The following is a 21,501-nucleotide window of genomic DNA, read 5'->3' as shown; positions in this document are numbered from 1 at the left end:
TCTGGTGATCCCGGCAGGATTCGAACCTGCAACCTGCCCCTTAGGAGGGGGCTGCTCTATCCAGTTGAGCCACGGGACCGTGGGACCAATGGGCCACAACAGGCGGTGTAGCCCGCCCTACCCCGGTTGCCAAGACCAAAGGACAGCGGCCGCAGGGTCGGGAAGTCCGCCGGTTCGAAATTCCGTTGAAACTAAGCTGTGCCGTTGTCCGTGACTCCCGGGATGTGAGCGCGGTTCACGTCAACTTGTTTGGTAACTTGGGAGTAAATGGTAATGACGTTCAATTTTTCGTCCGGTCTTCGTGTCAGCGTGACTGCGGGATTGCTGATGTCCGCAGCGGGTGTCGTTTCTGCTGACGGCACACCGTCCTGCAACCTCGGGAGTGGCGCCTCGTCGACCGAATGTGGCGCAGGATCCGATGCCGCCGGGGCAGACTCGGTCGCCGTGGGCGCCGCGAGCACCAGCGCAGATGCCACCAATGGTATCGCGATCGGGAATGCCGCCACCGCCGAAGGCGGGGACGCCATCGCCATCGGGGGCAACCGTGACGGAGCGGATGGTCAGGCCACGCGCGCCACTGGCCCCTCCACAACTGCCATCGGCGGCCAGGCAATCGCGGAAGGCCCCGGTGCTTCGGCGATCGGCTGGCGCGCGGAAGCCACGGCCGAACGGGCGCAGGCCTTCGGCCATCTTGCGACCGCGCAGGGCGTCCGCAGCCTCGCCATCGGTGAAAACGCGGATGCACAGACCGACAACGCCACGGCCATTGGCAATGAATCCATTGCGAACGGTGTCGATGCGCTCGCCATCGGGGATTCCGCCATGGCCAACGGTCCCTCCACCACCTCGGTCGGTGGCGAAAGCGTGACCAACGGCCCCGGCGCCACCGCCATCGGCTGGCAATCCGCCGCCACCGCCGAACGGGCACAGGCCTTCGGCCATCTTGCCACCGCGCAGGGCGTCCGCAGCCTCGCCATCGGTGAAAATGCGGATGCGCAGTCCGACAACTCGACGGCCATCGGCAATGAATCCATTGCGAACGGTGTCGATGCCCTCGCCATCGGCGATTCCGCCATGGCGAACGGTCCGTCCACCACCTCGATCGGCGGCGAAAGCGTGACCAACGGTCCGGGTGCGACGGCGGTTGGCTGGCAGGCCATGGCAACAGCGGAACGCGCCCAGGCTTTCGGACACCTTGCCCAAGCCACGGGTATCCGCTCGACCGCCGTGGGTGAAGGCGCCGTCGCCTCGGGTGCACAATCCCTCTCCTTCGGCAACCTCGCCAACGCGAGCGGTGACAACTCTGTCGCCATCGGAAACGGCGCTTCGGCCACCCGCGACAACCAGGTCGCGATCGGGAACGGGAACAATACGTACACGCTCGCCGGTGTCTCCTCGGAGGCCAGCAACGCGGCGCAGTCCGGGCCCGTTCGTCTGGTGACGGCGGATGCTAACGGCAACCTCGGCACCTCCGGGGCCGACCTGTCGCAGGTGCTGTCGCTGGGCACGGCCGTCGATGCGAACTCGGCGGCGATTGCGCGCAACTCCGCCGCCATCTCCGCGAACAAGGAAGGCATCGCGATGGCCATGGCGCTGGACACCCCGTATGTCCCGGCCGACAAGCAGTTCGCGCTGTCCGGCGGCGTTGCCACCTTCGAGGGGTCCGAGGCGATGGCGATTTCCATGGGCTACAGGATCAACGCGAATACCCAGTTCGATGCAGGCGTCACCTATGGCTTCAGCCAGGACCAGGTTGGTGCACGTGTCGGCGTGACCTACGCATGGTGAGCCGTCCTACACACATGGCGCCGCGGACTTTGTCCGCGGTGCTGCTCCTCGTGTTCGGCCTTGCCCTTCCATTGCAGGCGCAGCAGCAGGACGCGATCGATCGCAGCTTTGCTACCGCGTTGATCCGCGACATCCTCACGGCGGTGAACCACGGCAACTGGACCGGCAACTACACGGTGCTCCGCGACTATGCCGCCTCCGATTTCGCAGAGGCGAACGATCCGACACGGCTGGCCGGCCTCTTCGCCCCCGTGCGCGAAGCGGGCCTGGACATGCTTCCGATCATGGTCACACCACCGACCATCCTGCAGGCACAGGCGACCGCCGGGAATACCCAGATGCGCCTGATGGGCTACTTCCCCCTTCGCCCGAGGCACATCAGTTTCGACATGGTCCTGGTCAAGGAAAAAGCGCGATGGGTGCTTCTCGACATATCGGTTGGCGAATTTGCCCCGATCGAGCCTCAGGAGAAGGCGCCGCCGGCGGAGCCCGATACGAACCCGGAGGCAAGCGAATAGACCGCAGAAACCTTGCGCCCCCGTCTCCAACTGAGATAGCATCGTGAGACACGCCTCATCAGGACCGCTCACTTGACCACAACTTCCAAACGGCCGCTGACGCTGCGCGATGTTTCCGAGGCCTGCGGGGTCTCGGAGATGACCGTGAGCAGGGTTTTGCGCAAGCGGGGAGATGTGTCGGAAGCCACGCGCAACCGGGTGCTGGCCGCCGCAAAGGAGCTCGGATACGTGCCTAACCAGATAGCCGGTTCACTGGCGTCGCAACGGGTGAACCTGGTCGCGGTCATCATCCCGTCCCTGTCCAACATGGTGTTTCCGGAGGTGCTGAACGGCATCAACCAGGTGCTTGAGGACACGCCGCTGCAACCCGTGGTCGGTGTTACCGACTACCTCCCGGAAAAGGAGGAGCGGGTCCTTTACGAGATGCTCTCGTGGCGCCCTTCCGGCGTGATCATCGCGGGGCTGGAACATTCGGACGCGACCCGCGCGATGCTGCGGAACGCGGGTATTCCCGTTGTCGAGATCATGGATACCGACGGCAGGCCGGTCGACGCGATGGTGGGTATCTCGCACCGGCGCGCGGGGCGCGAGATGGCCAATGCGATCCTCAAGGAAGGTTACGAGCACATCGGTTTCATGGGCACGAAGATGCCCCTCGACCACCGGGCGCGCAAACGGTTCGAAGGCTTCACCGAAGCGCTGGCCAAGGCCGGGGTCGAGATCGAGGACCGCGCCTTCTATTCCGGCGGATCCGCCTTGGCCAAGGGGCGGGAGATGACGCAGGACATGCTGGAACGATCGCCCGACCTCGACTTCCTCTACTATTCCAACGACATGATCGGTGCGGGCGGGCTGCTTTACCTGATCGACCAGAAGATCGACGTCCCCGGTCAGATCGGTCTTGCGGGTTTCAACGGTGTCGAATTGCTGCAGGGCCTGCCCCGGCAGCTGGCGACGATGGACGCCTGCCGTATCGAAATCGGACAGGCGGCCGCGCGTATCGTCCTCAATTACACCTCGGACACGCCCGACCCGGACATGCCGACGCAGGTGACCATGACACCGACACTGTCATTCGGGGATACGCTGCGCCGTCATCGCCGCTGAGGATGCTTACACTGGACAATGCCCAGGCGCGCCGGATCTTTCTGGATCGCCATGCCTTGTCCGATGCCCCCGTGGGGGAGGCCAAGGGCGCGGCGCTCTACCAGCTCATCCACGCCTTGGGATTCGTGCAGATCGACAGCATCAACACCGTGGCGCGCGCGCATGACCTGATCCTGTTTTCACGCAGGCAACGGTATCGGCCCAAGGCACTGCGGACCCTCTATGAACGCGACAAGGCGCTGTTCGAACACTGGACGCATGATGCGGCCGTTATCCCGATGGAATTCTACCCCTACTGGGAGCTGCGCCGCAGGCGCGATGCCGAACGGTTGCGCGCGCGCTGGCGCGAGGGTCGGCGCGAAGGCTTTGAAAGGCGCTTCCAGGATGTGCTGGACCGGATCGCGGCGGAGGGACCGCTCAGTTCGTCCGACGTGGGCAGGGATGAAGACCGCGGGTCCGGCGGTTGGTGGGACTGGCACCCGTCAAAGACGGCGCTGGAGTATCTCTGGCGGTCCGGCGCGCTGTGTGTCGTCGGGCGCGACGGCTTCAAGAAGCGGTACGACCTTACCGAACGGGTGATCGCAAGAGATCTTCACGACCCGGAGGCGCACATTGATACCGCTGCCATCATCGACTGGTGCTGCGATCAGGCTCTGGCGCGGCTCGGGTTTGCGACACACGGCGAAATCGCCGCCTTCTGGGCGCATGTGACGCCGGCGGAGGCGCGGGATTGGTGCGCCAGGGGCCTCGCGGCCGGTACGCTGGAGCAGGTGGGCATCACCGGGGCCGACGGGTCGGTACGGCTTGCCTACGCGCGGCCCGGCCTCGATCGCGATCCGGCAATCGACAAGGCGCCGCCCGGCCGGCTGCGCGTGCTCAGCCCCTTCGATCCTGCGCTGCGGGACCGGAACCGCGCGGAACGGCTGTTCGGCTTCACCTACCGGATCGAGGTGTTCGTACCCGAAGCCCAGCGCACCTTCGGCTATTACGTGTTTCCCATTTTCGAGGCCGACCGGATCGTCGGGCGAGTGGACATGAAGGCCTTTCGCGACGAGGACGTTCTGCGTGTTCGTGCGGTCTGGCCCGAAGGAAGGACGCGCTGGGGCAGCGGGCGCCAGCGCTCTTTCGAGGCGGAACTGGACAGGCTTTGCAGGCTGGCAGGCGTGGGACGCGTCGACTTCGAGGACGGCTGGCTGCGACCCTCAGCGCAGCACTATCTCTGACAGGTCCGAGGCGGCCGTCCTCAGCCGGTCCAGATGCATCTCGAGATCGCGGATGCTGACCCGCTGGACCGGCGCGTGGATCGACAGCGTGGACATCAGCCGCTTCTGATCGTCCCAGATCGGCACCGCGACCGCGACCATGCCTTCCATGAACTCCTCGTCGTCGGTGGAATAGCCGCGCTCGCGCACCTGTTCGATCGCCTTGTGCAGCGCATCCGGATCGACCAGCGTGCGCGGAGTTTGCGGCTCCAGCACGGCAGAAGCCAGGTACTTCCCCAGCATCCGGGGGGCCAACGTGGACAGGTACATCTTGCCGCTGGCGGTGCAATGGAAGGGGACCGTCGTGCCCACCGGCAACTGGATGCGCAGGGGCCACTTGGTTTCGACCCGGTCGAGGTAGACCATGCCGTCACGTTCGGGCATCGCCACGTTGCAGGTTTCGCCCACGTCCTCTGTCAGCGCGTTCAGCACCGAAAGCCGCACGGTACGCACCCGGCTCGAGGACAGCACATTCACCGCCAGCTTGCGCAGACGCTGCCCCGCCGAATAGGACCGCCCGTCGATATCGCGCTGCAGAAACCCTTCCTGCTCCAGCCGGTGGAACAGCCGATGCACGGTAGGTTTCGGCAGGCCGAGGACCTCGTTCGCGGCGGTCGGCGTCATCGGAGAGCCCACCCGGGCGATCTCTTCCAGCAACAACAGCAGGCGCAGGTTGGTCGGAATCGCCTTTTCGGGTTCACCGACATCATCCATTCCGCATCTTCCGTCAGAGTTGGGCCGTACCGGTATCAGTTCCAGAATGTCAGAGCGCCGATCCAGATCGGGATGTGCTCGTACAGGAAGCCACCGGGCAACAGCGTTTTCGATAGAGAGGGGAAATACGCGACCGCGATCCACACTGCAACAAGCGATCCCAGGTACATCGTGGCGTAACGCAGCAGCCGGAAGTAGGGCACGCCGGTGACACCCGAGGCGACGTACAGGTTCAGGCCGTAGGGCGGCGTGATGAAGCCGATGGAAGCCCCCACAAGGAAGATCACCGCGAACTGGATCGGATCGACCCCGACGGAATGGGCGATCGGCGCGAGGATCGGCGCAAGGATGATCGTCACCGGCAGAGACTCGAGGATCATGCCTGCGACAAAGACGATCGCCATTGCCGTGAACAGCACGGGATAATAGCCGCCCATCCCGGTGACGAAACCACCGATGACGGACTGTGCGCCGAGCAGCGACAGGATCTGCTGCATCACCACGCTGACCGCGATCAGCGGCGCGAGGATGCCGGTGATCTGGGCCGACCGGACGACGATGGACGGGATGTCGAGCGGCGTGAAGCCCTCAACGACGACCATGGAAGCCAATGACTTTTCCTCCACCGGGGTGTCAGGCTTGCTGCCCATCATCTTGTTCAGCGGCCAGGACAGGACACCGACGATGATGCAGAATCCGACGGTGACGCCGGCCGCCTCCGTGGGGGAGAATTTACCCGTGTAGATGCCCCAGAGAACCAGACCGATGGCAAAGAATCCAAGCCACGCCCCCACTGCCGTCTTGAACACCCGCCACGGGCTGAGCATGATCAGGAAACCCCATTTGTTCACCGTGCAGATGATGAAACAGGCCAGCATCATGGCAAGCACCATCAGGCTGCCCGGCACGATCCCGGCGATGAAGAGATCCGAAATCGGCAGGTTCATCAGGAACCCGTAGACGATGAAGATGATCGACGGCGGGATGATGATCCCGACTGTTCCGCCTGCCGCCGCGGTAGCGGCCGAAAAGCGTTCGTCGTATCCGCCCTTGACCATCTCCGGGTGCAGCATCGACCCGATGGTCGCGGTGGTCGCTGAGTTCGACCCCGAAATCGCGGCAAAGAGCCCGCAGGCGCCGATGGACGCCATGGCAAGCCCGCCCCGCATCCAGCCGAGGCAGGCATAGGCAAAGTCCGACAAGCGCCGCGCGATGCCGGACTTGTTGATCAGGTCGCCGGTCAGGATGAACAGCGGCATGGCCAGAAGGGCGAACCCCTTGTTGAAGACGTTCAGCAGTTCCGCACCCGCGTTGTCGAGGGTCAGGCCCATGACGAATGAACAGCCGACCACCCAGTAGAAGATCACCAGCAGCACCGGTGTGCCCAGCATGAACAACACGGTGACGGCCAGCGAGATCAGCGTGATCCAGGTTCCATCGGTCATCACACGTCCCCCCGATCACGGCCTGCTCGATGAGCGGCCGGCCATTCCGGTAGTTGCGCAGATCCTCCAGCAGGTTCTCGATCACCCGGCCCGCCATGAGGATGAACGCGATCGGCACCGTGACGAGGAACATCCACTGCATCACGTTGTCGGTGCCCAGCACGATCTGGAAGTTGTTGTAGCTGTTGACGGTGACGCGCGCGGTCGTCGTCACCACGATGATGCAGAAACCCATCCAGAGGACCGCGTCCAGCACCAGCGTCATCAGCTGGAACTTCGGCGCCATGTTTGTCCGGAACTCGGCAAAGCTGAGGTGCGTGCGCAAGCGCACGTTGAAGGCGCATCCGAACCAGGCCATCACCATGAACAGCAGTGGGGGGATCGTTGTCGACCAGGCGACCTGGCCGTGCCACGCCGCCGGTATCCACCAGATATCAGAGGCGAACCGCTGGATCACGCCGACGAAGATGATCAGCGCGATGACGATATAGGTCCAGACCACGATGGAGCGTTCGAGATGGCGATCGAGAAACGGAACCGCCCTGTAGAGATAGTAGACGAGCACGCCGCCCACCAAGGTCACGGTACCGAATACCCACCAGGCCGCATTCGACCGGTACGCCTGTACGCTGGAGAAATCTATGTCGCCGCTGAGGGTCGAGGTGATGATCGTCATTGCGTCCGCCCACATGGACATCGGCCTTCCTCCCCGGAAAATTCTGTGTGCCATCCCTCCCGGCGGCACGATTGCCGGAACCCGGCCCGCGCGGGGCCGGATTCAATATCGTATCACCCTTCGAGGGTTTCGGGTCTTACCCCTTCCACCAACGGCGCGGTTCCACGTTTTCGGGCAGTGTATCGACAGGGATCTGCCGGGCAATGTCGTAGATCTCCTGGTAGGTATCCAGACCGCCGGCCCAACCATTCAGCCGCTCGCGCCATTCTTCCCAGAGCTGTGGCTGGTATTCGGGCGAGCACATTTCCTCGGCCATCTTGATCTGGTCGTCGGGCAGGAAGACGTTGCGCACGTTGTTCTCGGCAAAGATCGTGCCGGGGAGCTGCGGGTCGGAGAAACCGACAGTCTTGACCAGCGCCGCCTCGTTCGCGGCCTGCACGTGCACCTGAGCCAGATAGGCCGACTCCATCACCGCGTCCTGCAGCGCGCCGTCCAGGCTGTCGAATGCCGCAACGGACATCGCGGTATGCTCCGTACCGCAGAAGAACTTGAGATCCACGGACTGCGACACCACTGGCGACATGTTCGCGTAGGCCACCGCAGATGCCCAGGTTTCCGCCCCGTCGATCAGGCCCTGCTTGAGACCGTCGAGCGTTTCCTCCCATGCCACCGGCACCGGGTTGAGATTGAGCGCCTGCATGGCGATCCGGCCCAGCTGCGTGCCTGTCACACGGTTCTTGGTGCCGAACATTTCCTCCAGCTTGGTGATGGCCGGCTTGTCCTGCCAGCCGAGGCCCATCTGGATGCCCCGAAGTTCGCAGTGGCTGAACAGGAACTTGAGGCCGTGCCGCTTTTCGTAGGGGTCGCGCAGAAGCTTGACGGATTCCGGGCTGTAGAGGAAGTGATACTGCGCCGCGCGGGACGGGAACATGTAGGCGTAGTCGAGCACGTTGAGATACGGCGCGCCGCCTGCGGAGTTCTGCGTCGATGCAGCGTAGATGTCCACGATGCCCTGCTGGGTCTTTTCCACGCAGGATGTCTGGCCGCAGATCTGGTTGTCGCCGATGAACTCGACCCGGATCTCGCCGTCCGTCCGGCTTTCCAGATCGCGGGCGAACTCAAGACAGCCGGCGCGTTCGATCAGCAGGTTTCGGGCATTGAACCCGGCTGCGCCGAACTTGAACGTGACCTTCGGCTCCTTGGAGAACCGCTTTTCGTAGGTCGATTCGGCTGCCTTCGCGAGGTTCCCGAGACTCATCGCACCGCCGAACGTACCCGCCGCCAGCAACGTCGACGACATGCCGTACTGCCCAGCCAACCTGAACAGATCACGGCGAGAAATGCCTTTCAGTTTCTCTTGAACACTCATCTTGGTTCCTCCCATTGAAGTGCAGTTGTTAATTATTGAGACTTTTTGTTTCAAAAAACACTAGTATGGAAACGTGCTTCTGTATACAAATTTCTTCACCGGTGGGAGGACCAGTGAAATGAATGCGGATTACATCGTGATAGGGGCAGGCTCCGCCGGATGCGTGCTGGCCAACAGGCTCAGCGCGGACCCGAAGACCTCCGTCATCCTGCTCGAGGCTGGCGGGCGCGATCTCAATCCTTGGATTCACATTCCGGTCGGCTACTTCAAGACCATCCACAACCCTTCCGTCGACTGGTGCTACAAGACCGAACCCGATCCAGGCCTGAACGGGCGGTCCATCGAATGGCCCCGCGGCAAGGTGCTGGGCGGATCGTCATCCCTCAACGGCCTGCTCTACGTCCGCGGACAGCCGCAGGATTACGACAGGTGGCGACAGATGGGGAACCGCGGCTGGGGCTGGGACGATGTCCTGCCCCTGTTCAAGCGGGCGGAGAACAATGAACGCGGCGCCGATGCCTTTCACGGGGACAAGGGCCCGCTGTCGGTCTCGAACATGCGGATCCAGCGGCCGATCACGGATGCATGGGTCGCGGCGGCGCAGGCGGCGGGCTATCCGTTCAACCCGGACTACAACGGCGCGACGCAGGAAGGGGTGGGATTCTTCCAGCTGACATCGCGCAACGGGCGGCGCTGCTCCAGCGCGGTCGCCTATCTCAACCCCGTCAGGAAACGGCCGAACCTGCGGATCGTGACCCACGCGCAGGTCGATCGCATCCTGCTGGACGGACGGCGCGCCACCGGCGTCAGCTTCACCGACCGCGCCGGCAAGCAGCAGACGGTGACCGCCAACCGCGAAATCGTGCTGTCCGGAGGTGCGATCAACTCCCCCCAGCTGCTGATGTTGTCGGGCATCGGAGACGCGGACCAGTTGTCGCACCACGGGATCGGGGTGATCCACGACCTTCCGGGCGTGGGCAAAAACCTTCAGGATCACCTCCAGGTCCGGCTGGTCTACAAGTGCAACGAACCCACGCTGAACGACGAGGTCAGCACCCTGAGGGGGCAGGCGAAGATCGGGCTGAAGTATCTCATGTTCCGCGCCGGGCCGATGACCATGGCGGCAAGCCTGGCCACAGGTTTTCTCAGGACACGCGAAGACCTTGAAACGCCGGACATCCAGTTCCACGTGCAGCCGCTGTCGGCGGAAAACCCTGGCAAGGGTGCGGACAGGTTCTCCGCTTTCACCATGTCGGTTTGCCAGCTTCGGCCCGAGAGCCGCGGAGAGATCCGGCTGAAGTCGGCCGCGCCGCGCGACCATCCCCGGATCATTCCGAACTACCTGAGCACCGAAACCGATTGCCGCACTGTCGTCGAAGGGGTCAAGATCGCCCGCCGCATCGCGCGGCATGCGCCGCTGACCACCAAGATATCCGAGGAATATCGCCCCAACGCCAGCCTGCCGATGGATGATTACGACGCGACACTCGATTGGGCGCGCAGTAACAGCGCCTCGATCTATCACCCCACCGGCACCTGCAAGATGGGCACCGGCAAGGATGCCGTGGTGGACGACCGTTTGCGGGTGCATGGCATCCATGGCCTGCGGGTCGCGGATTGCTCGATCATGCCCGAGATCGTCTCGGGCAATACGAACGCCCCCGCGATCATGATCGGTGAAAAGGCGAGCGACCTGATTCTTCAGGACGCGCGCGACTGAAACCACTTACCTGGGCATCACGTCAGCCAACCGATTAGGCAGGCTGCGGTCGCCCGCGGACCAACAATGACAATTTGCAAACATTTCGTTGATGTTTTGTAATTTCGTGCAATGATGCCGGAAAGGAATCGGGGGGTAGATCATTTCATGATCCGCAAGATCGCCAGATGAACCGCCATGTTGTCGTGATCGGCGCCGGCATTGTCGGCATTTCCACCGCCATCTGGCTTCGCCGTGCGGGCGCAGAGGTGACGGTGATCGATCGCGGCCTGCCCGGCACAGGCACCTCGCACGGAAACGCCGGTGTCCTTGCAGCCTGTTCGATGGTGCCGGTCACAGGCCCCGGCCTGATGCGCAAGGCGCCCGGAATGGTGTTCGATCGGGACTTTCCCTTGTTCCTGCGATGGCCCTATGTCCCCCGCCTGTTGCCTTGGTTGCGCCGATACATGGCCAACGCGAATGATGCCGACACCCGTCGGATCGCCCGTGCGTTGACGCCGATCGTCGGCGACTCCGTCGAACAGCACAAGAGCCTCTGCGATGAGCTTGGTCTGGGCGATTGGGTGAGCGACAGCGACTATTGCTTTGCTTACAAGAGCAGAGCCGATTTCGACGCCGAGAAATACACCTGGGATCTGCGCCGGGACGCCGGCTTTGTGCCGGAACTGATCGAGGGGCGTGCGGTCCGGGAGTATGATCCGGCTTTGGGCCCCGACATCACCTGTCTTGCGGTGATGAAGAACCACGGCTTCATCCGCAGTCCTGGCGGTTACGTTCAGGCCCTGGCCGCGGCCCTGTCCGACCGGGGTGGAAAACTGGTCCAGGCGACGGTCAAGGACTTCGACATGACGGATGGCCGCGTTACCGGGGTGCTGACCGACGCGGGCAAGATACCCTGCGATGCGCTCGTGCTGGCCACGGGGGTCTGGTCAAAGCCGATGATGGCAAAGCTGGGGCTGAACGTGCCGCTCGAAACCGAACGCGGCTATCACGTGGTTTTCGAGGGTGCCACGGGCGGGCCGCGCCAGCCCACGATGATCGCCAGCGGGAAATTCGTCGCGACACCGATGGAACAGGGATTGCGCTGCGCCGGCATCCTCGAGTTCGGCGGGCTGGAGGCCGGTCCCAGCCGCGCGCCGCTGGAATTGCTGCGCCGCCATGCGAAGCGCGCCTTTCCCGAATTGCAGGCGGCGAACGAAATCGAATGGCTGGGGCATCGACCCGCCCCCAGCGACAGCCTCCCCCTGATCGGAGAGGTTGGGCAAAGCAGGGTCTTCACCGCCTTCGGGCACCATCACATCGGGTTGACTGGCGGACCGAAAACGGGCCGACTGGTCGCCGGATTGATCACCGGGCAAAAGGTCAACACCGACCTTTCCCCCTATCACCCACAGCGCTTCCAATAGCGCGATCCATAACCAACCGGGAGAAAACGATGAACATCACACGGAAATTGATGGCAACCGCGGCCACCGCTGCACTGACACTGGGCAGCGCCCTGCCTGCCTTTGCCCAGGAAAAGTGGGACATGCCGATGGCCTATTCGGCGTCCAACTTCCACACCGAGAACGGTGTCGAGTTCGCCAATTGCGTTACCGAGGCCACAAACGGCGAGATCGAAATCACGGTGCATCCGGGCGGCTCGCTCTTTGCCGGGGCCGACATCAAGCGGGCGATCCAGACCGGCCAGGTCCAGATCGGCGAGCGTCTGCTGTCCGGCCACCAGAACGAGAACGCCCTGTTCGGCTTCGACAGCATCCCCTTCCTCGCGCCCTCGTTCGAGGCCAGCGGCAAGTTGTGGGAGGCCGCGCAGCCCGAGATCGAAGCGCTGCTGGAAGAGCAGGGTCTGCACCTGCTCTACAACGTGCCGTGGCCGCCGCAGGGTCTCTACTTCAAGAAAGAGGTCAACAGCGTCGAGGACATGGAAGGCGTCAAGTTCCGGTCCTACAACAACACCACCGCGCGGCTGGCGGAACTCACCGGCATGTCGCCCGTGACCATCGAAGCGGCTGAAGTCAGCCAGGCCTTTGCCACCGGCGTGGCCGAGTCGATGATCTCCTCGGGTGCGACCGGCTATGACCAGAAGGTCTGGGAAAGCCTCACGCACTTCTACGAAGTCGACGCTTGGCTGCCGCGCAACTACGTGATGGTCAACGCAGGTGTCTGGGAAGGTGTCTCCGACGAGAACAAGGAGGCGATCAATCTCTGCGCCTCCGACGCCGAGACCCGCGGCCTTCAGATGGCCAAGGACTATACCCAGTTCACCTACGACGGCCTCGAGGAGGGCGGCATGATCGTCCAGCCCGCCAGCGAAGAACTGATGTCCGGCCTTCGCGAAATCGGCGAGACGATGACGGCCGAATGGCTGGAAGCCGCCGGCGAACAGGGTCAGGCGCTGGTCGACAGCTACAAATCCATGAACTGATGCACCAACAAGGGGTGGGCCGGCACGTCGGCCCCCCCCTCCTCAATTGAAAGGCGGTACGGATGGCGGCGCTGCGCAAATCCCTCGACACGCTTTATGTTGCGGCCGGTGCCCTGGCTGCGGTCTGCCTGGTTGCGATCCTGCTGTTGATCGTGGCGCAGATGGTTGCGCGATGGTCCGGCGCGGTCTTTCCGGGGGCTGCAAGCTATGCCGGATACGCCATGGCGGGCGCAAGCTTCCTCGCTTTTGCCAATGCGTTGAACCGGGGGGCCCATATCCGGGTGTCGATCCTGCTGAACGTGCTGCTGGAAGGTCCGAAACGACTGGTGGAGATCTGGTGTTTCGCCCTTGGTGCCGCGATCGCGTGGTACTTCACCTACTACGCCTACTGGTTCGTTTACTGGTCCTGGAAATTCAACGAAGTCAGCCAGGATCAGGATGCCACCCTTCTGTGGATTCCGCAGTCCGTCATGGTGGTCGGGGGTGCGATCCTCGGCATCGCGCTGACGGACAACCTGCTTCACGTGATCTTCCGCGGTCGTCACCGCATGACCCGCGACATCGTCGATCAGAGCTTCGGAGAATGACCCGATGACCGAAGTCTATGCCATCACGCTTTTCCTCTTCGTCCTGTTTTTCCTGCTCGGCACCGGTGTCTGGGTCGGGCTGGCCCTGATGGGCGTCGCCTGGGTCGGGATGGAGCTGTTCACCACCCGGCCGGTCGGCGACACGATGATCACCACGATCTGGGCATCGTCGAGTTCCTGGACACTGACGGCGCTCCCCCTGTTCATCTGGATGGGTGAAATCCTGTATCGCACACGCCTGTCGGAGGACATGTTCAAGGGGCTTGCCCCATGGCTCGCACGGTTGCCCGGCGGACTGGTGCACACCAACATCGTCGGCTGTACGGTTTTCGCTGCCGTCTCCGGCTCTTCTGCCGCGACGCTGACCACGGTCGGCAAGATGTCCATCCCGGAACTGCGCAGCCGCAATTACCCTGAAAAGATGATCATCGGCACATTGGCCGGTGCGGCGACACTCGGCCTGATGATCCCGCCCTCGCTGGCGCTGATCGTCTATGGCGTGACGGTGAACGAGAGCATCACCAAGCTTTTCTTCGCCGGCGTCCTGCCCGGTCTCATCCTTGCGCTGATGTTCATGGGCTATGCCGCCGTCGTCTCGCTGACGTCGAAGGACTGGAACCCAAAGCAGGAGACCGGGATGGGCTTTGCGGAAAAGCTGCGCAACTCCCGCTTCCTGCTGCCCGTCTTCGCGTTGATCACGGTCGTCATCGGGTCCATGTACCTCGGCTTTGCCACCGCGACGGAAGCGGCCGCGATTGGCGTGATCGGCGCGCTGGTGCTGGCGCTGGTCCAGGGTTCGTTGAACTGGCACAGTTTCCGCGAAAGCCTGATGGGCGCCATGCGCACCTCGGCCATGATCGCGCTCATCCTCGCGGGGGCGGCGTTTCTCAAGCTTTCGATGGGCTTCACCGGTCTGCCCCGTGCGCTCGCGGACGGTATCGCCGCGATGGAGCTGAGCCGCTTTCAGCTGCTGATGGCGCTGCTGGTCTTCTATATCGTGCTGGGGATGTTCCTCGACGGGATTTCATCGGTGGTTCTCACCATGGCGGTGGTCGAACCGATGGTCCGCGAAGCGGGGATCGACCTGATCTGGTTTGGCATCTTCGTGGTCGTCGTCGTGGAGATGGCGCAGATCACGCCGCCCATCGGCTTCAACCTCTTTGTCCTTCAGGGCATGACCGACCACGAGATGGGGTACATCACGAAAGCGGCGCTGCCGATGTTCGCCATCATGGTCGTGATGGTGTTCATCCTGATCTGGTTCCCCGATCTTGCCACGTGGCTGCCGGAGAACCTGCGCAGCGGACCGACGTAGAGCCGATGCATGCTGATCTCCATTCTTGCGGGGGCGTCGTCCCATGCCCGCCTTTGCCTGATCGCGGGCCTGGCCGCGGGACTGCTGCTTCCCGGCGTGGCCGCGGTGCTGGTTCCCTGGTTGCCGCAGATGGTCGCTGGGCTGCTGACGATCACCGCACTTCGGATCGGACACCGGGCGGCGCTGGGGGCAGTCGGGGACCTGCGCTGGGGGCTCGCCTCGGTTGCGATCCTGCAGATGGCTTTGCCGTTGTCCGCCATGGGCCTGCTGACGTTCTTCGGCTTGCAGGACACGCCCGCCGCGCTGGCGATCGTGCTGACCTCGGCCGCCCCGGCGATCACCGGCAGCGTCAACCTTGCCCTCATCCTCGGGCTCGACGGGGGCCGGATGATGCAGATCCTCGTACTGGGAACCGCGGCCTTTCCCCTGACCGTGCTCCCGGTACTTGCCGTCTTGCCTCAGGCGGGCGAACCCCGGCTTGTCGTCGGCGCGGCGCTGCGCCTGCTCCTCGTGATCGTTCTGGCCACCGGCGCGGGCTTTGCCTTGCGCGCCCGGTTTTTTCCGCGCCCCACACCGCGGCAGACCCAGGCCTTGGACGGCGCCTCGGTGCTGGCGTTTTCCTTTATCGTCGTGGGACTGATGGCGGCGCTGAATCCCGCCCTACGCAGCGATCCGGCGGGCGTGCTGCACTGGGCGCTGCTGGCATTCGCGATCAGCTACCTGTTGCAGCTGGTCACGCTACTGGGCCTGAGGCGTACGGGCTTACGTCAGCTGGCCGGTCCGCTCGCGCTTGGCGCAGGCAACCGCAACATCGCGATCTTCCTCGTCGCTCTCCCGCCAGAGGTGCTTGTACCGTTGATGGTCTTCATAGGGTGCTGGCAGTTGCCCATGTATCTGACCCCGATGCTGCTGCCGCAACTCTACCGGTGGGCGCTGCGCGATGACTGACTGGCCCAAGATAAGAACCGTCGGGCTATCCGGCATCCTCGTGACCTTTGCCGCTGAAATGTCGGAACAGGCCAACCGTGCGGCGCTTGCCTTCCGCGCCGAGGTAGAAGAACAGGTCTGGGAGAATGTCAGCGAAACCAGCACGTCACTGGTGTCCACCTTCCTCAGCGTGAACCTCGCGGTGGTGCCACCGGACGAGATCATCGCGCGGCTGAAAGACTTGTTGGCCAACCGCGACTGGTATGCAGCCGACCTGCCTGCTGGGCGAAAGTTGTGGCGTATCCCCACCGCCTACGGGGGCGACTTCGGGCCGCAGCTGGAGGAAGCCGCCGAGGCCGCGGGTGTCGATCCCGACACCGCGATCCGCGAGCTCTCCGAAGCCCGTGTGCGCGTCCTGACCTTGGGTTTCGCGCCCGGGCAGCCGTTCTCCGGCATGTTGTCGGAGACCTGGAACATTCCGCGTCAGCAGAACCTGACCAAGGAGGTTCCCGCCGGCGCGCTTGTCGTCGCGATCCGCCAGCTGATCGTCTTCACCAACCCCTCTCCCACTGGCTGGCGACACATCGGTCAGACCGCGTTCCGCAATTTCCGACCCGAAAGCGAACGGCCCATTGCCCTGTCGCCGGGTGACGAATTGTGTTTCCCGGCCATCGCGCCGGAAGAGCTGGAACGGATCAGGGCCAAGGACACCAGCGGCGATGGCGGCGCGGAGACCGAGGTGCTGTCATGACGGGTATTCTCACCATCCACCAGGCCGGTCCGCAGATGAGCGTGCAGGATTTCGGTAGACCGGGCTACCGGGCCAGCGGCATGACCCGCGGGGGCGCGGCGGATACGAAGGCGCTGCACGAGGGCGCAGTCCTATTAGGGCAGGATCCCGGCTTCGCTGCAATCGAAATGGTGGGGGCTGGCGGCAGCTTCACCTCGGACAAGCCCCTGCGCATCGCGCTGACCGGCGCGCCGATGAAGGCGACGCTGGACGGCACGCCGCTGGTCTGGAACGCCAGCCATCCGATGCCCGCCGGTGCCAAGCTGGTGATCGGGGGGCCACGTCCGGCACCTATGGCTACCTGCATGTCGGCGGCGGGATCGACCTGCCGCTGCAGATGGGGGCGCGGTCCACGCATTTTGGTGCAGGACTGGGCGACGCGCTGCAAGCGGGGGACACCTTGCCCGTCGGCAAGGACACCGGGACCGGCACGGGCAACGCCCTGCCCATCGACGACCGGTTCGCTGGCGGGCGGCTGCGCGTGGTCACCAGCGTCCAGACCGACCGTTTCGACCAGCAGACCATCGCCCGCTTTGGCGAGACCGCCTTTGCGCGCGACCCGCGGGCAAATCGGCGCGGCGTGAGGATGCAGCCACCGGGCGAAGGCTTCTTCGCGAACGATCAGCTGAGCATCCTGTCCGAAGTCATCACCATCGGCGATATCCAGATCACCGGCGACGGCGCGCCCTTCGTCCTGATGTGCGAATGCCAGACAACCGGCGGCTATCCCCGCATCGGCACCGCCATCCCGGCCGATTTGCCTCGCGTGGCTCAGGCCCCGACGAACGCCGAGATCCGCTTCGACTTCATTTCGCTGGACGAGGCGATCGACATCGAAAAGCGCGCGGCGGCCGAGATCAAGGCGCTGCCGGGCAAGTGTTATCCATTGGTCCGCGATCCGGCCGACATCCGTGACCTGCTGACCTACCAGTTGGTCGGAGGCGTCGTATCGGCCCTCGCGGACCCTTTCGAAAAGGAGACCTGACATGCCATCCGTCGACCTCAATGCCGACATGGGTGAAAGCTTCGGCGCCTGGAAGATGGGGGACGATGCCGCCCTGCTGGACATCGTGACCTCCGCCAACATCGCCTGTGGCGGCCACGCCGGAGACGCCGACGTGATGTCCGCCACCATGCGGATCGCCCATGCCAACGGGGTGGGGATCGGCGCCCATCCGGGATTCATGGATATCGCGGGGTTCGGACGGAACCGCATGTCGGTTCCCCGTGCGACATTGCAGAACCACGTCCGCTACCAGGTCGCCGCCAGTGTCGGCATGGCCCGCAGCCTGGGGGCGACGGTCCGGCATCTCAAGCTGCATGGCGCTTTGGCCAACATGGCCTCCGAGGATCAGGACCTTGCCCGCGACCTGTACGAGGCGGCGTTGAGCGTGGCACCCGATCTGATCGTCATGGTACTGGCGGCGACCGCCCAGCAGCGGGCGGTGGAGGAACTGGGATGCGCCTGGGCCGGAGAAATCTTTGCCGACCGGGCCTACAACGACGACGCGACGCTGGTCGACCGTTCGCTGCCGGGCGCGGTGATCCATGACGCCGCACGCGCCGGGGAACGCATGGTCGAGATGGTGCGCGCGGAAGCCATCATGACCGAAAGCGGCAAACGCATTCCGACGCGGATCGACACGATCTGTCTGCACGGCGACACCGCCGAGGCGGTCGAGATTGCCGCCGCCGTTCGGTCGCAACTCGAGGCAGCGGGGATCACGCTGGCCCAGTTCACCGGCAAGGACAGTTAGCCGTTCCCGGCTGCACGGGTGACCCGGTACAGGGTTCCGGCATCAAGCTGTCCTTCGATCACCGTTTCCGTCCCGTCGGCCCAGCGCACCGACAGCCTTTCGGCGCGGCCCTCGGCACCCAGTCCGAAATGCACGCGCGGTGCGTCGAAGGACATGAAACCGCCCCCCATCTGCACCTCGCGCATCTGCGTCCGGCCGGTGGTTTCGGTCAACCTGAGCACGGCGCCGATACCGTCCCTGTTGCCGGCCATGTCCTCCAGCTCGAACACGATGCCGGGCACCTGCGCATTGTTGCGAAAGACCGCCAGAGGCCCGTTGACCGGGTGCGTCAACAGGTCGAGATCGCCGTCGTTGTCCATGTCGAACTGGGTCGCGGCGGCGGTCATCAGGTAATCCTCGAGGCCAAAGGGGCCCGACGCCTCTTCGAAGGTACCGTCGCCCCTGTTGTGGAAGAAGAGGTTCGAGGGGGAAACTTCGTTCGGCACCCATGTGCCGTTCACGATGTAGACATCCTGCCAGCCGTCATTGTCGAAATCGAAGATCTTGGTGTCCCAGCTCCAGCCCCCCACATCGAGACCCACCGCTTCGGCCACGTCCTCGTAAGCCTCACCGGCCCATGACAGCAGGACGTTCGACCGTTGAATCTGCGGATGGGTCAGGGCGATCTCCTCTGCGGTGGGGGTCCGCACCGGCATGAAATGCGCCTCGCAGTAGGATCGGGGAATCTCCTGCCGCTTGGGAATCAGGGCGCAGATGGCGGGGTCTTCCTTCTGGATCGCCAGATCCTTGACCAGCATCGCGCGACATTCATCCTTGTAGCGCCCCTCCAGTTCCTGGCATCGGCTGGCATAGGTGGGATCGAAATTGTTGCCGGACTTGTACCATGCCTTGATCTCCATGTTCTTGGCGCAGGTCGCCTTGGCCTGAGGATCCACGATCGTGTCGCAATAGCGGTCCAGCGATTGCATCTTGAGTTTCCGCGACACGCCGGAGGACCGGCCGGCGATCTGTGCGAGATAGATCTCCGGCGTGCCGTCATTCGACAGATCCGCCGTCTTGACCGACATGGTCGTGGTCGTCGTATGCGGGATCAGCCCGGAGGCATGGTCGATCATGGCAAGACCGCCCGCGCCGTCACCACGGTAGAAATAGTCCGGGATGTCGAAGTCGTTGCCCACCACGAGGTCCGAGGTGCCATCGCCGTCAAGATCCGTCCACAGGATGCTCAGGGTCTCTCCCGGCAGGCCGGGCAGATCCGTGTAATCCCGTCCTGACAGCGCGCCGCCATCGTTCCAGATCACGCGGTTTCGCGATTCCTCGCCGGGAATGCGCCGGTACCAGCCCGCCGCCCAGTTTCCCAGCGCGACATCGAGGTCGCCGTCCCGGTCCGCGTCGGCAAAGCTGAGCGCAAGGGCGAGGATATCGGTATCCCTGCCCTCCACTTGGCGCAGCATTCCGGGATCGAAGCTGCCTCTCGTACTGGTCCAGACAAAATTTCCCTCGCGGTAGGTGGCCAGAAACAGGTCGAGCCATCCGTCGTTGTCGATATCCACCAGCGCGGACTGGAAGACCGGCATCGCGGCCAACGGACCTAGGTCAAGATCCTGCCGGGCGAACTGCCCGGCCCCGTCATTGAGATAGAGATACAGGCCCCTCTCCGTCGAAGCGATCACGAGGTCGAGGTCGCCGTCCCGGTCGATGTCACCCGAAGACACCGCCCGTCCTTCCCAGAAAGGCGGCCACATGTCGCGAAAGGAGAATTCCACCGGCTTGTCAATGCCGAGCGTGCTCGCCTCCACGCGCGTGAAGCCTGTCTCGGCCGGGGCCGATTTCTGTGCCAGGGGCTGCGCTGTCAGCGTCACGCGGTCCGCGTCGTCACTGGTCACCTGCCAGGGGTCGGTCCCCGCCGCCTCGGCCGCCATGAACAGCCGTGGCACCACCCGGGAGGCATCCCCCTGCAGCAGGATCTCCAGCGCGCGGTCCGATTGCCTGTCATAGTAGACCTGCGCGCCCACGCCAGCCAGGATGCCCAAGACGCCGACAGCGGTCGCCAGCATGCCGGCGGCGCGCAACCCGATGGCCTGCCAGACGATGAAGAACGAGTAGACGGAGAATGTCCCGAGCGTGAACAGCAGCCCCATGACGTATCCATGCGAGAGGCCCGCGCTCAGCAAGGCGCCGGTCACCACGACGTCGAAGGCGATCGGGACCGGCAGGAAAAGCCCCACCAGCGCGATCGCGATGAGCGCCAGAACGGAGAACGACAATCCCGTGATCATCTCCTGCGGCAGCAGCACCGCCGCCACCGTGCCCAGGAAACCGGCCAGCAGCATCAGCGGCACCGTCAGCAGGATGATGTACCACAGGTTCTGCAGATACTCCTTCCCGACATTCAGCACGGCACCCAAGGGGCTGTTGCCGAGCCGTTTACCCGACATCAGCCCTCCGCCGGGTTGTATCGCGCAGACGATCTCATCCTCACCCAGTTCCCTCTTGTCCAGCGTGCGACAGATCAGCGGCACGATCACAAGGATCACCAGCAGGCTGAGCGCGATCTTGGTCACCGCCATGAAGAAGGGCAGGATGGAGAACGCCATGGTCAGGACCACGATGTTCAGCGTGGGCGAAGCGATCATCGCCGACAGCGTCGTCTCGGCCCGCAGACCCGCCGAATACATGCCTTTGGCGATGGGTGCGGCACAGTTCACGCAGACACCCAGCGGCGCGCCGATCACCATGCCGAGGAAAGAGTTGGCAAAGCCGCCCCTGAAACTGCGCCGTCGCAGATAAGGGATCATCGTCAGGAACGCGGCGGCAAAGAGTACCCCGAACGTCATGCCTTTCTTGTTGGTGTTGATCCAGTTCAGCGTGGACCAGAATATGCGCTGCGGCAGCGTCATGTCGGCGCTGATCGGATACTTCGCCTCGAAGCTGAGGGAGTCTTCCAGCTGGATCGCGCCGGACATCATCGCCTTTTCGTCGAGCGATGGATATCGCGATCCCGTCCAGAAAAGGTAGGCCAGCACGGCGACGATCAGAACACTCAGAACAAGGCGCAACTTGTACGTCGGGAGCGGGGTGGCTGCATCTGTCATGACAAA

The 21,501-nt window shown here is 63.8% G+C and carries 16 protein-coding genes, 1 tRNA gene and 2 pseudogenes; 13 read left to right on the top strand and 6 right to left on the bottom strand.

What is annotated here, in order from left to right; genetic code table 11:
• Window positions 1–2: 2 nt before the first annotated feature.
• Window positions 3–79 (bottom strand) — tRNA-Arg (locus tag BOO69_RS00790).
• Window positions 80–273: 194 nt separating this feature from the next.
• Here BOO69_RS00790 and BOO69_RS00785 point away from each other — a divergent pair.
• The 4 genes from BOO69_RS00785 to BOO69_RS00770 all read left to right on the top strand — a co-directional run bounded on the left by BOO69_RS00785 (window position 274) and on the right by BOO69_RS00770 (window position 4,636).
• Window positions 274–1,788, top strand: coding sequence for a YadA-like family protein (locus BOO69_RS00785; RefSeq protein ID WP_071969420.1), 1,515 nt, complete (start codon window positions 274–276; stop codon window positions 1,786–1,788).
• A gap of 14 nt (window positions 1,789–1,802) precedes the next feature.
• Window positions 1,803–2,306 carry a hypothetical protein gene (locus BOO69_RS00780; RefSeq protein WP_071969418.1) on the top strand — a complete coding sequence of 168 codons (504 nt, stop codon included), beginning with the start codon at window positions 1,803–1,805 and terminating at the stop codon, window positions 2,304–2,306.
• Window positions 2,307–2,378: 72 nt separating this feature from the next.
• Window positions 2,379–3,413 carry a LacI family DNA-binding transcriptional regulator gene (locus BOO69_RS00775; protein WP_071969416.1) on the top strand — a complete coding sequence of 345 codons (1,035 nt, stop codon included), beginning with the start codon at window positions 2,379–2,381 and terminating at the stop codon, window positions 3,411–3,413.
• 2 nt (window positions 3,414–3,415) lie between these two features.
• Window positions 3,416–4,636, top strand: coding sequence for a winged helix-turn-helix domain-containing protein (locus BOO69_RS00770; RefSeq protein ID WP_156874833.1), 1,221 nt, complete (start codon window positions 3,416–3,418; stop codon window positions 4,634–4,636).
• On the opposite strand, the gene BOO69_RS00765 is transcribed toward BOO69_RS00770, so the two are convergent.
• The 4 genes and pseudogenes from BOO69_RS00765 to BOO69_RS00750 all read right to left on the bottom strand — a co-directional run bounded on the left by BOO69_RS00765 (window position 4,616) and on the right by BOO69_RS00750 (window position 8,879).
• Window positions 4,616–5,389 (bottom strand): IclR family transcriptional regulator, encoded by a 774-nt coding sequence (locus BOO69_RS00765; RefSeq protein ID WP_071969414.1) that lies wholly within the window; start codon window positions 5,387–5,389, stop codon window positions 4,616–4,618. The two genes, BOO69_RS00770 and BOO69_RS00765, sit on opposite strands and share 21 nt — an antisense overlap.
• A gap of 35 nt (window positions 5,390–5,424) precedes the next feature.
• Window positions 5,425–6,834 (bottom strand): TRAP transporter large permease, encoded by a 1,410-nt coding sequence (locus BOO69_RS00760; RefSeq protein WP_071969412.1) that lies wholly within the window; start codon window positions 6,832–6,834, stop codon window positions 5,425–5,427.
• Between the two features lie 115 nt (window positions 6,835–6,949).
• Window positions 6,950–7,510, bottom strand: a pseudogene (locus BOO69_RS22800) (TRAP transporter small permease); the annotation flags it as partial.
• 136 nt (window positions 7,511–7,646) lie between these two features.
• Window positions 7,647–8,879, bottom strand: a complete 1,233-nt coding sequence (locus tag BOO69_RS00750; protein WP_071969410.1) for a TRAP transporter substrate-binding protein — start codon at window positions 8,877–8,879, stop codon at window positions 7,647–7,649.
• 118 nt (window positions 8,880–8,997) lie between these two features.
• Between BOO69_RS00750 and BOO69_RS00745 the strand changes: the two genes are divergently transcribed.
• The 9 genes and pseudogenes from BOO69_RS00745 to BOO69_RS00705 all read left to right on the top strand — a co-directional run bounded on the left by BOO69_RS00745 (window position 8,998) and on the right by BOO69_RS00705 (window position 18,400).
• The gene (locus tag BOO69_RS00745; protein ID WP_071969408.1) at window positions 8,998–10,599 is read left to right on the top strand and encodes a GMC family oxidoreductase; all 1,602 of its coding nucleotides are present in this window, start codon (window positions 8,998–9,000) and stop codon (window positions 10,597–10,599) included.
• A gap of 101 nt (window positions 10,600–10,700) precedes the next feature.
• Window positions 10,701–12,005 (top strand): NAD(P)/FAD-dependent oxidoreductase, encoded by a 1,305-nt coding sequence (locus tag BOO69_RS00740; RefSeq protein ID WP_335743941.1) that lies wholly within the window; start codon window positions 10,701–10,703, stop codon window positions 12,003–12,005.
• Between the two features lie 29 nt (window positions 12,006–12,034).
• Complete coding sequence (locus BOO69_RS00735) at window positions 12,035–13,024, top strand: TRAP transporter substrate-binding protein (protein ID WP_071969406.1); 990 nt, start codon at window positions 12,035–12,037, stop codon at window positions 13,022–13,024.
• A 62-nt stretch (window positions 13,025–13,086) separates the two neighbouring features.
• Window positions 13,087–13,611, top strand: a complete 525-nt coding sequence (locus BOO69_RS00730) for a TRAP transporter small permease (protein WP_071969404.1) — start codon at window positions 13,087–13,089, stop codon at window positions 13,609–13,611.
• A gap of 4 nt (window positions 13,612–13,615) precedes the next feature.
• Window positions 13,616–14,926, top strand: coding sequence for a TRAP transporter large permease (locus tag BOO69_RS00725; RefSeq protein WP_071969402.1), 1,311 nt, complete (start codon window positions 13,616–13,618; stop codon window positions 14,924–14,926).
• 9 nt (window positions 14,927–14,935) lie between these two features.
• Window positions 14,936–15,874, top strand: coding sequence for a hypothetical protein (locus BOO69_RS00720; RefSeq protein ID WP_071969400.1), 939 nt, complete (start codon window positions 14,936–14,938; stop codon window positions 15,872–15,874).
• Window positions 15,867–16,604 carry a 5-oxoprolinase subunit B family protein gene (locus BOO69_RS00715; protein WP_071969398.1) on the top strand — a complete coding sequence of 246 codons (738 nt, stop codon included), beginning with the start codon at window positions 15,867–15,869 and terminating at the stop codon, window positions 16,602–16,604. The genes BOO69_RS00720 and BOO69_RS00715 overlap by 8 nt, the downstream gene beginning before the upstream one ends.
• Window positions 16,601–17,628, top strand: a pseudogene (locus BOO69_RS00710) (5-oxoprolinase subunit C family protein). Before BOO69_RS00715 ends, BOO69_RS00710 begins: the two are co-directional and overlap by 4 nt.
• A 1-nt stretch (window position 17,629) precedes the next feature.
• Window positions 17,630–18,400 (top strand): LamB/YcsF family protein, encoded by a 771-nt coding sequence (locus BOO69_RS00705; protein ID WP_071969396.1) that lies wholly within the window; start codon window positions 17,630–17,632, stop codon window positions 18,398–18,400.
• On the opposite strand, the gene BOO69_RS00700 is transcribed toward BOO69_RS00705, so the two are convergent.
• A complete protein-coding gene (locus BOO69_RS00700; RefSeq protein ID WP_071969394.1) occupies window positions 18,397–21,495 on the bottom strand; it encodes an FG-GAP-like repeat-containing protein in 3,099 nt (1,032 codons plus the stop codon). The two genes, BOO69_RS00705 and BOO69_RS00700, sit on opposite strands and share 4 nt — an antisense overlap.
• Window positions 21,496–21,501: the final 6 nt, after the last annotated feature.

The sequence above is a fragment of the Sulfitobacter alexandrii genome, from assembly GCF_001886735.1.
In the GTDB taxonomy this organism is placed as follows: Bacteria; Pseudomonadota; Alphaproteobacteria; order Rhodobacterales; family Rhodobacteraceae; genus Sulfitobacter; species Sulfitobacter alexandrii.
This window is presented reverse-complemented; position numbering and strand designations above follow the sequence as displayed.

Bases quoted from the DNA above. Each gene is read 5' to 3' on its own strand.
- BOO69_RS00785 (WP_071969420.1), top strand. From the start codon at position 274: ATGACGTTCAATTTTTCGTCCGGTCTTCGTGTCAGCGTGACTGCGGGA.
- BOO69_RS00780 (WP_071969418.1), top strand. From the start codon at position 1,803: ATGGCGCCGCGGACTTTGTCCGCGGTGCTGCTCCTCGTGTTCGGCCTT.
- BOO69_RS00770 (WP_156874833.1), top strand. From the start codon at position 3,416: ATGCTTACACTGGACAATGCCCAGGCGCGCCGGATCTTTCTGGATCGC.
- BOO69_RS00765 (WP_071969414.1), bottom strand. From the start codon at position 5,389: ATGGATGATGTCGGTGAACCCGAAAAGGCGATTCCGACCAACCTGCGC.
- BOO69_RS00760 (WP_071969412.1), bottom strand. From the start codon at position 6,834: ATGACCGATGGAACCTGGATCACGCTGATCTCGCTGGCCGTCACCGTG.
- BOO69_RS00750 (WP_071969410.1), bottom strand. From the start codon at position 8,879: ATGAGTGTTCAAGAGAAACTGAAAGGCATTTCTCGCCGTGATCTGTTC.
- BOO69_RS00745 (WP_071969408.1), top strand. From the start codon at position 8,998: ATGAATGCGGATTACATCGTGATAGGGGCAGGCTCCGCCGGATGCGTG.
- BOO69_RS00735 (WP_071969406.1), top strand. From the start codon at position 12,035: ATGAACATCACACGGAAATTGATGGCAACCGCGGCCACCGCTGCACTG.
- BOO69_RS00730 (WP_071969404.1), top strand. From the start codon at position 13,087: ATGGCGGCGCTGCGCAAATCCCTCGACACGCTTTATGTTGCGGCCGGT.
- BOO69_RS00725 (WP_071969402.1), top strand. From the start codon at position 13,616: ATGACCGAAGTCTATGCCATCACGCTTTTCCTCTTCGTCCTGTTTTTC.
- BOO69_RS00720 (WP_071969400.1), top strand. From the start codon at position 14,936: ATGCTGATCTCCATTCTTGCGGGGGCGTCGTCCCATGCCCGCCTTTGC.
- BOO69_RS00715 (WP_071969398.1), top strand. From the start codon at position 15,867: ATGACTGACTGGCCCAAGATAAGAACCGTCGGGCTATCCGGCATCCTC.
- BOO69_RS00705 (WP_071969396.1), top strand. From the start codon at position 17,630: ATGCCATCCGTCGACCTCAATGCCGACATGGGTGAAAGCTTCGGCGCC.
- BOO69_RS00700 (WP_071969394.1), bottom strand. From the start codon at position 21,495: ATGACAGATGCAGCCACCCCGCTCCCGACGTACAAGTTGCGCCTTGTT.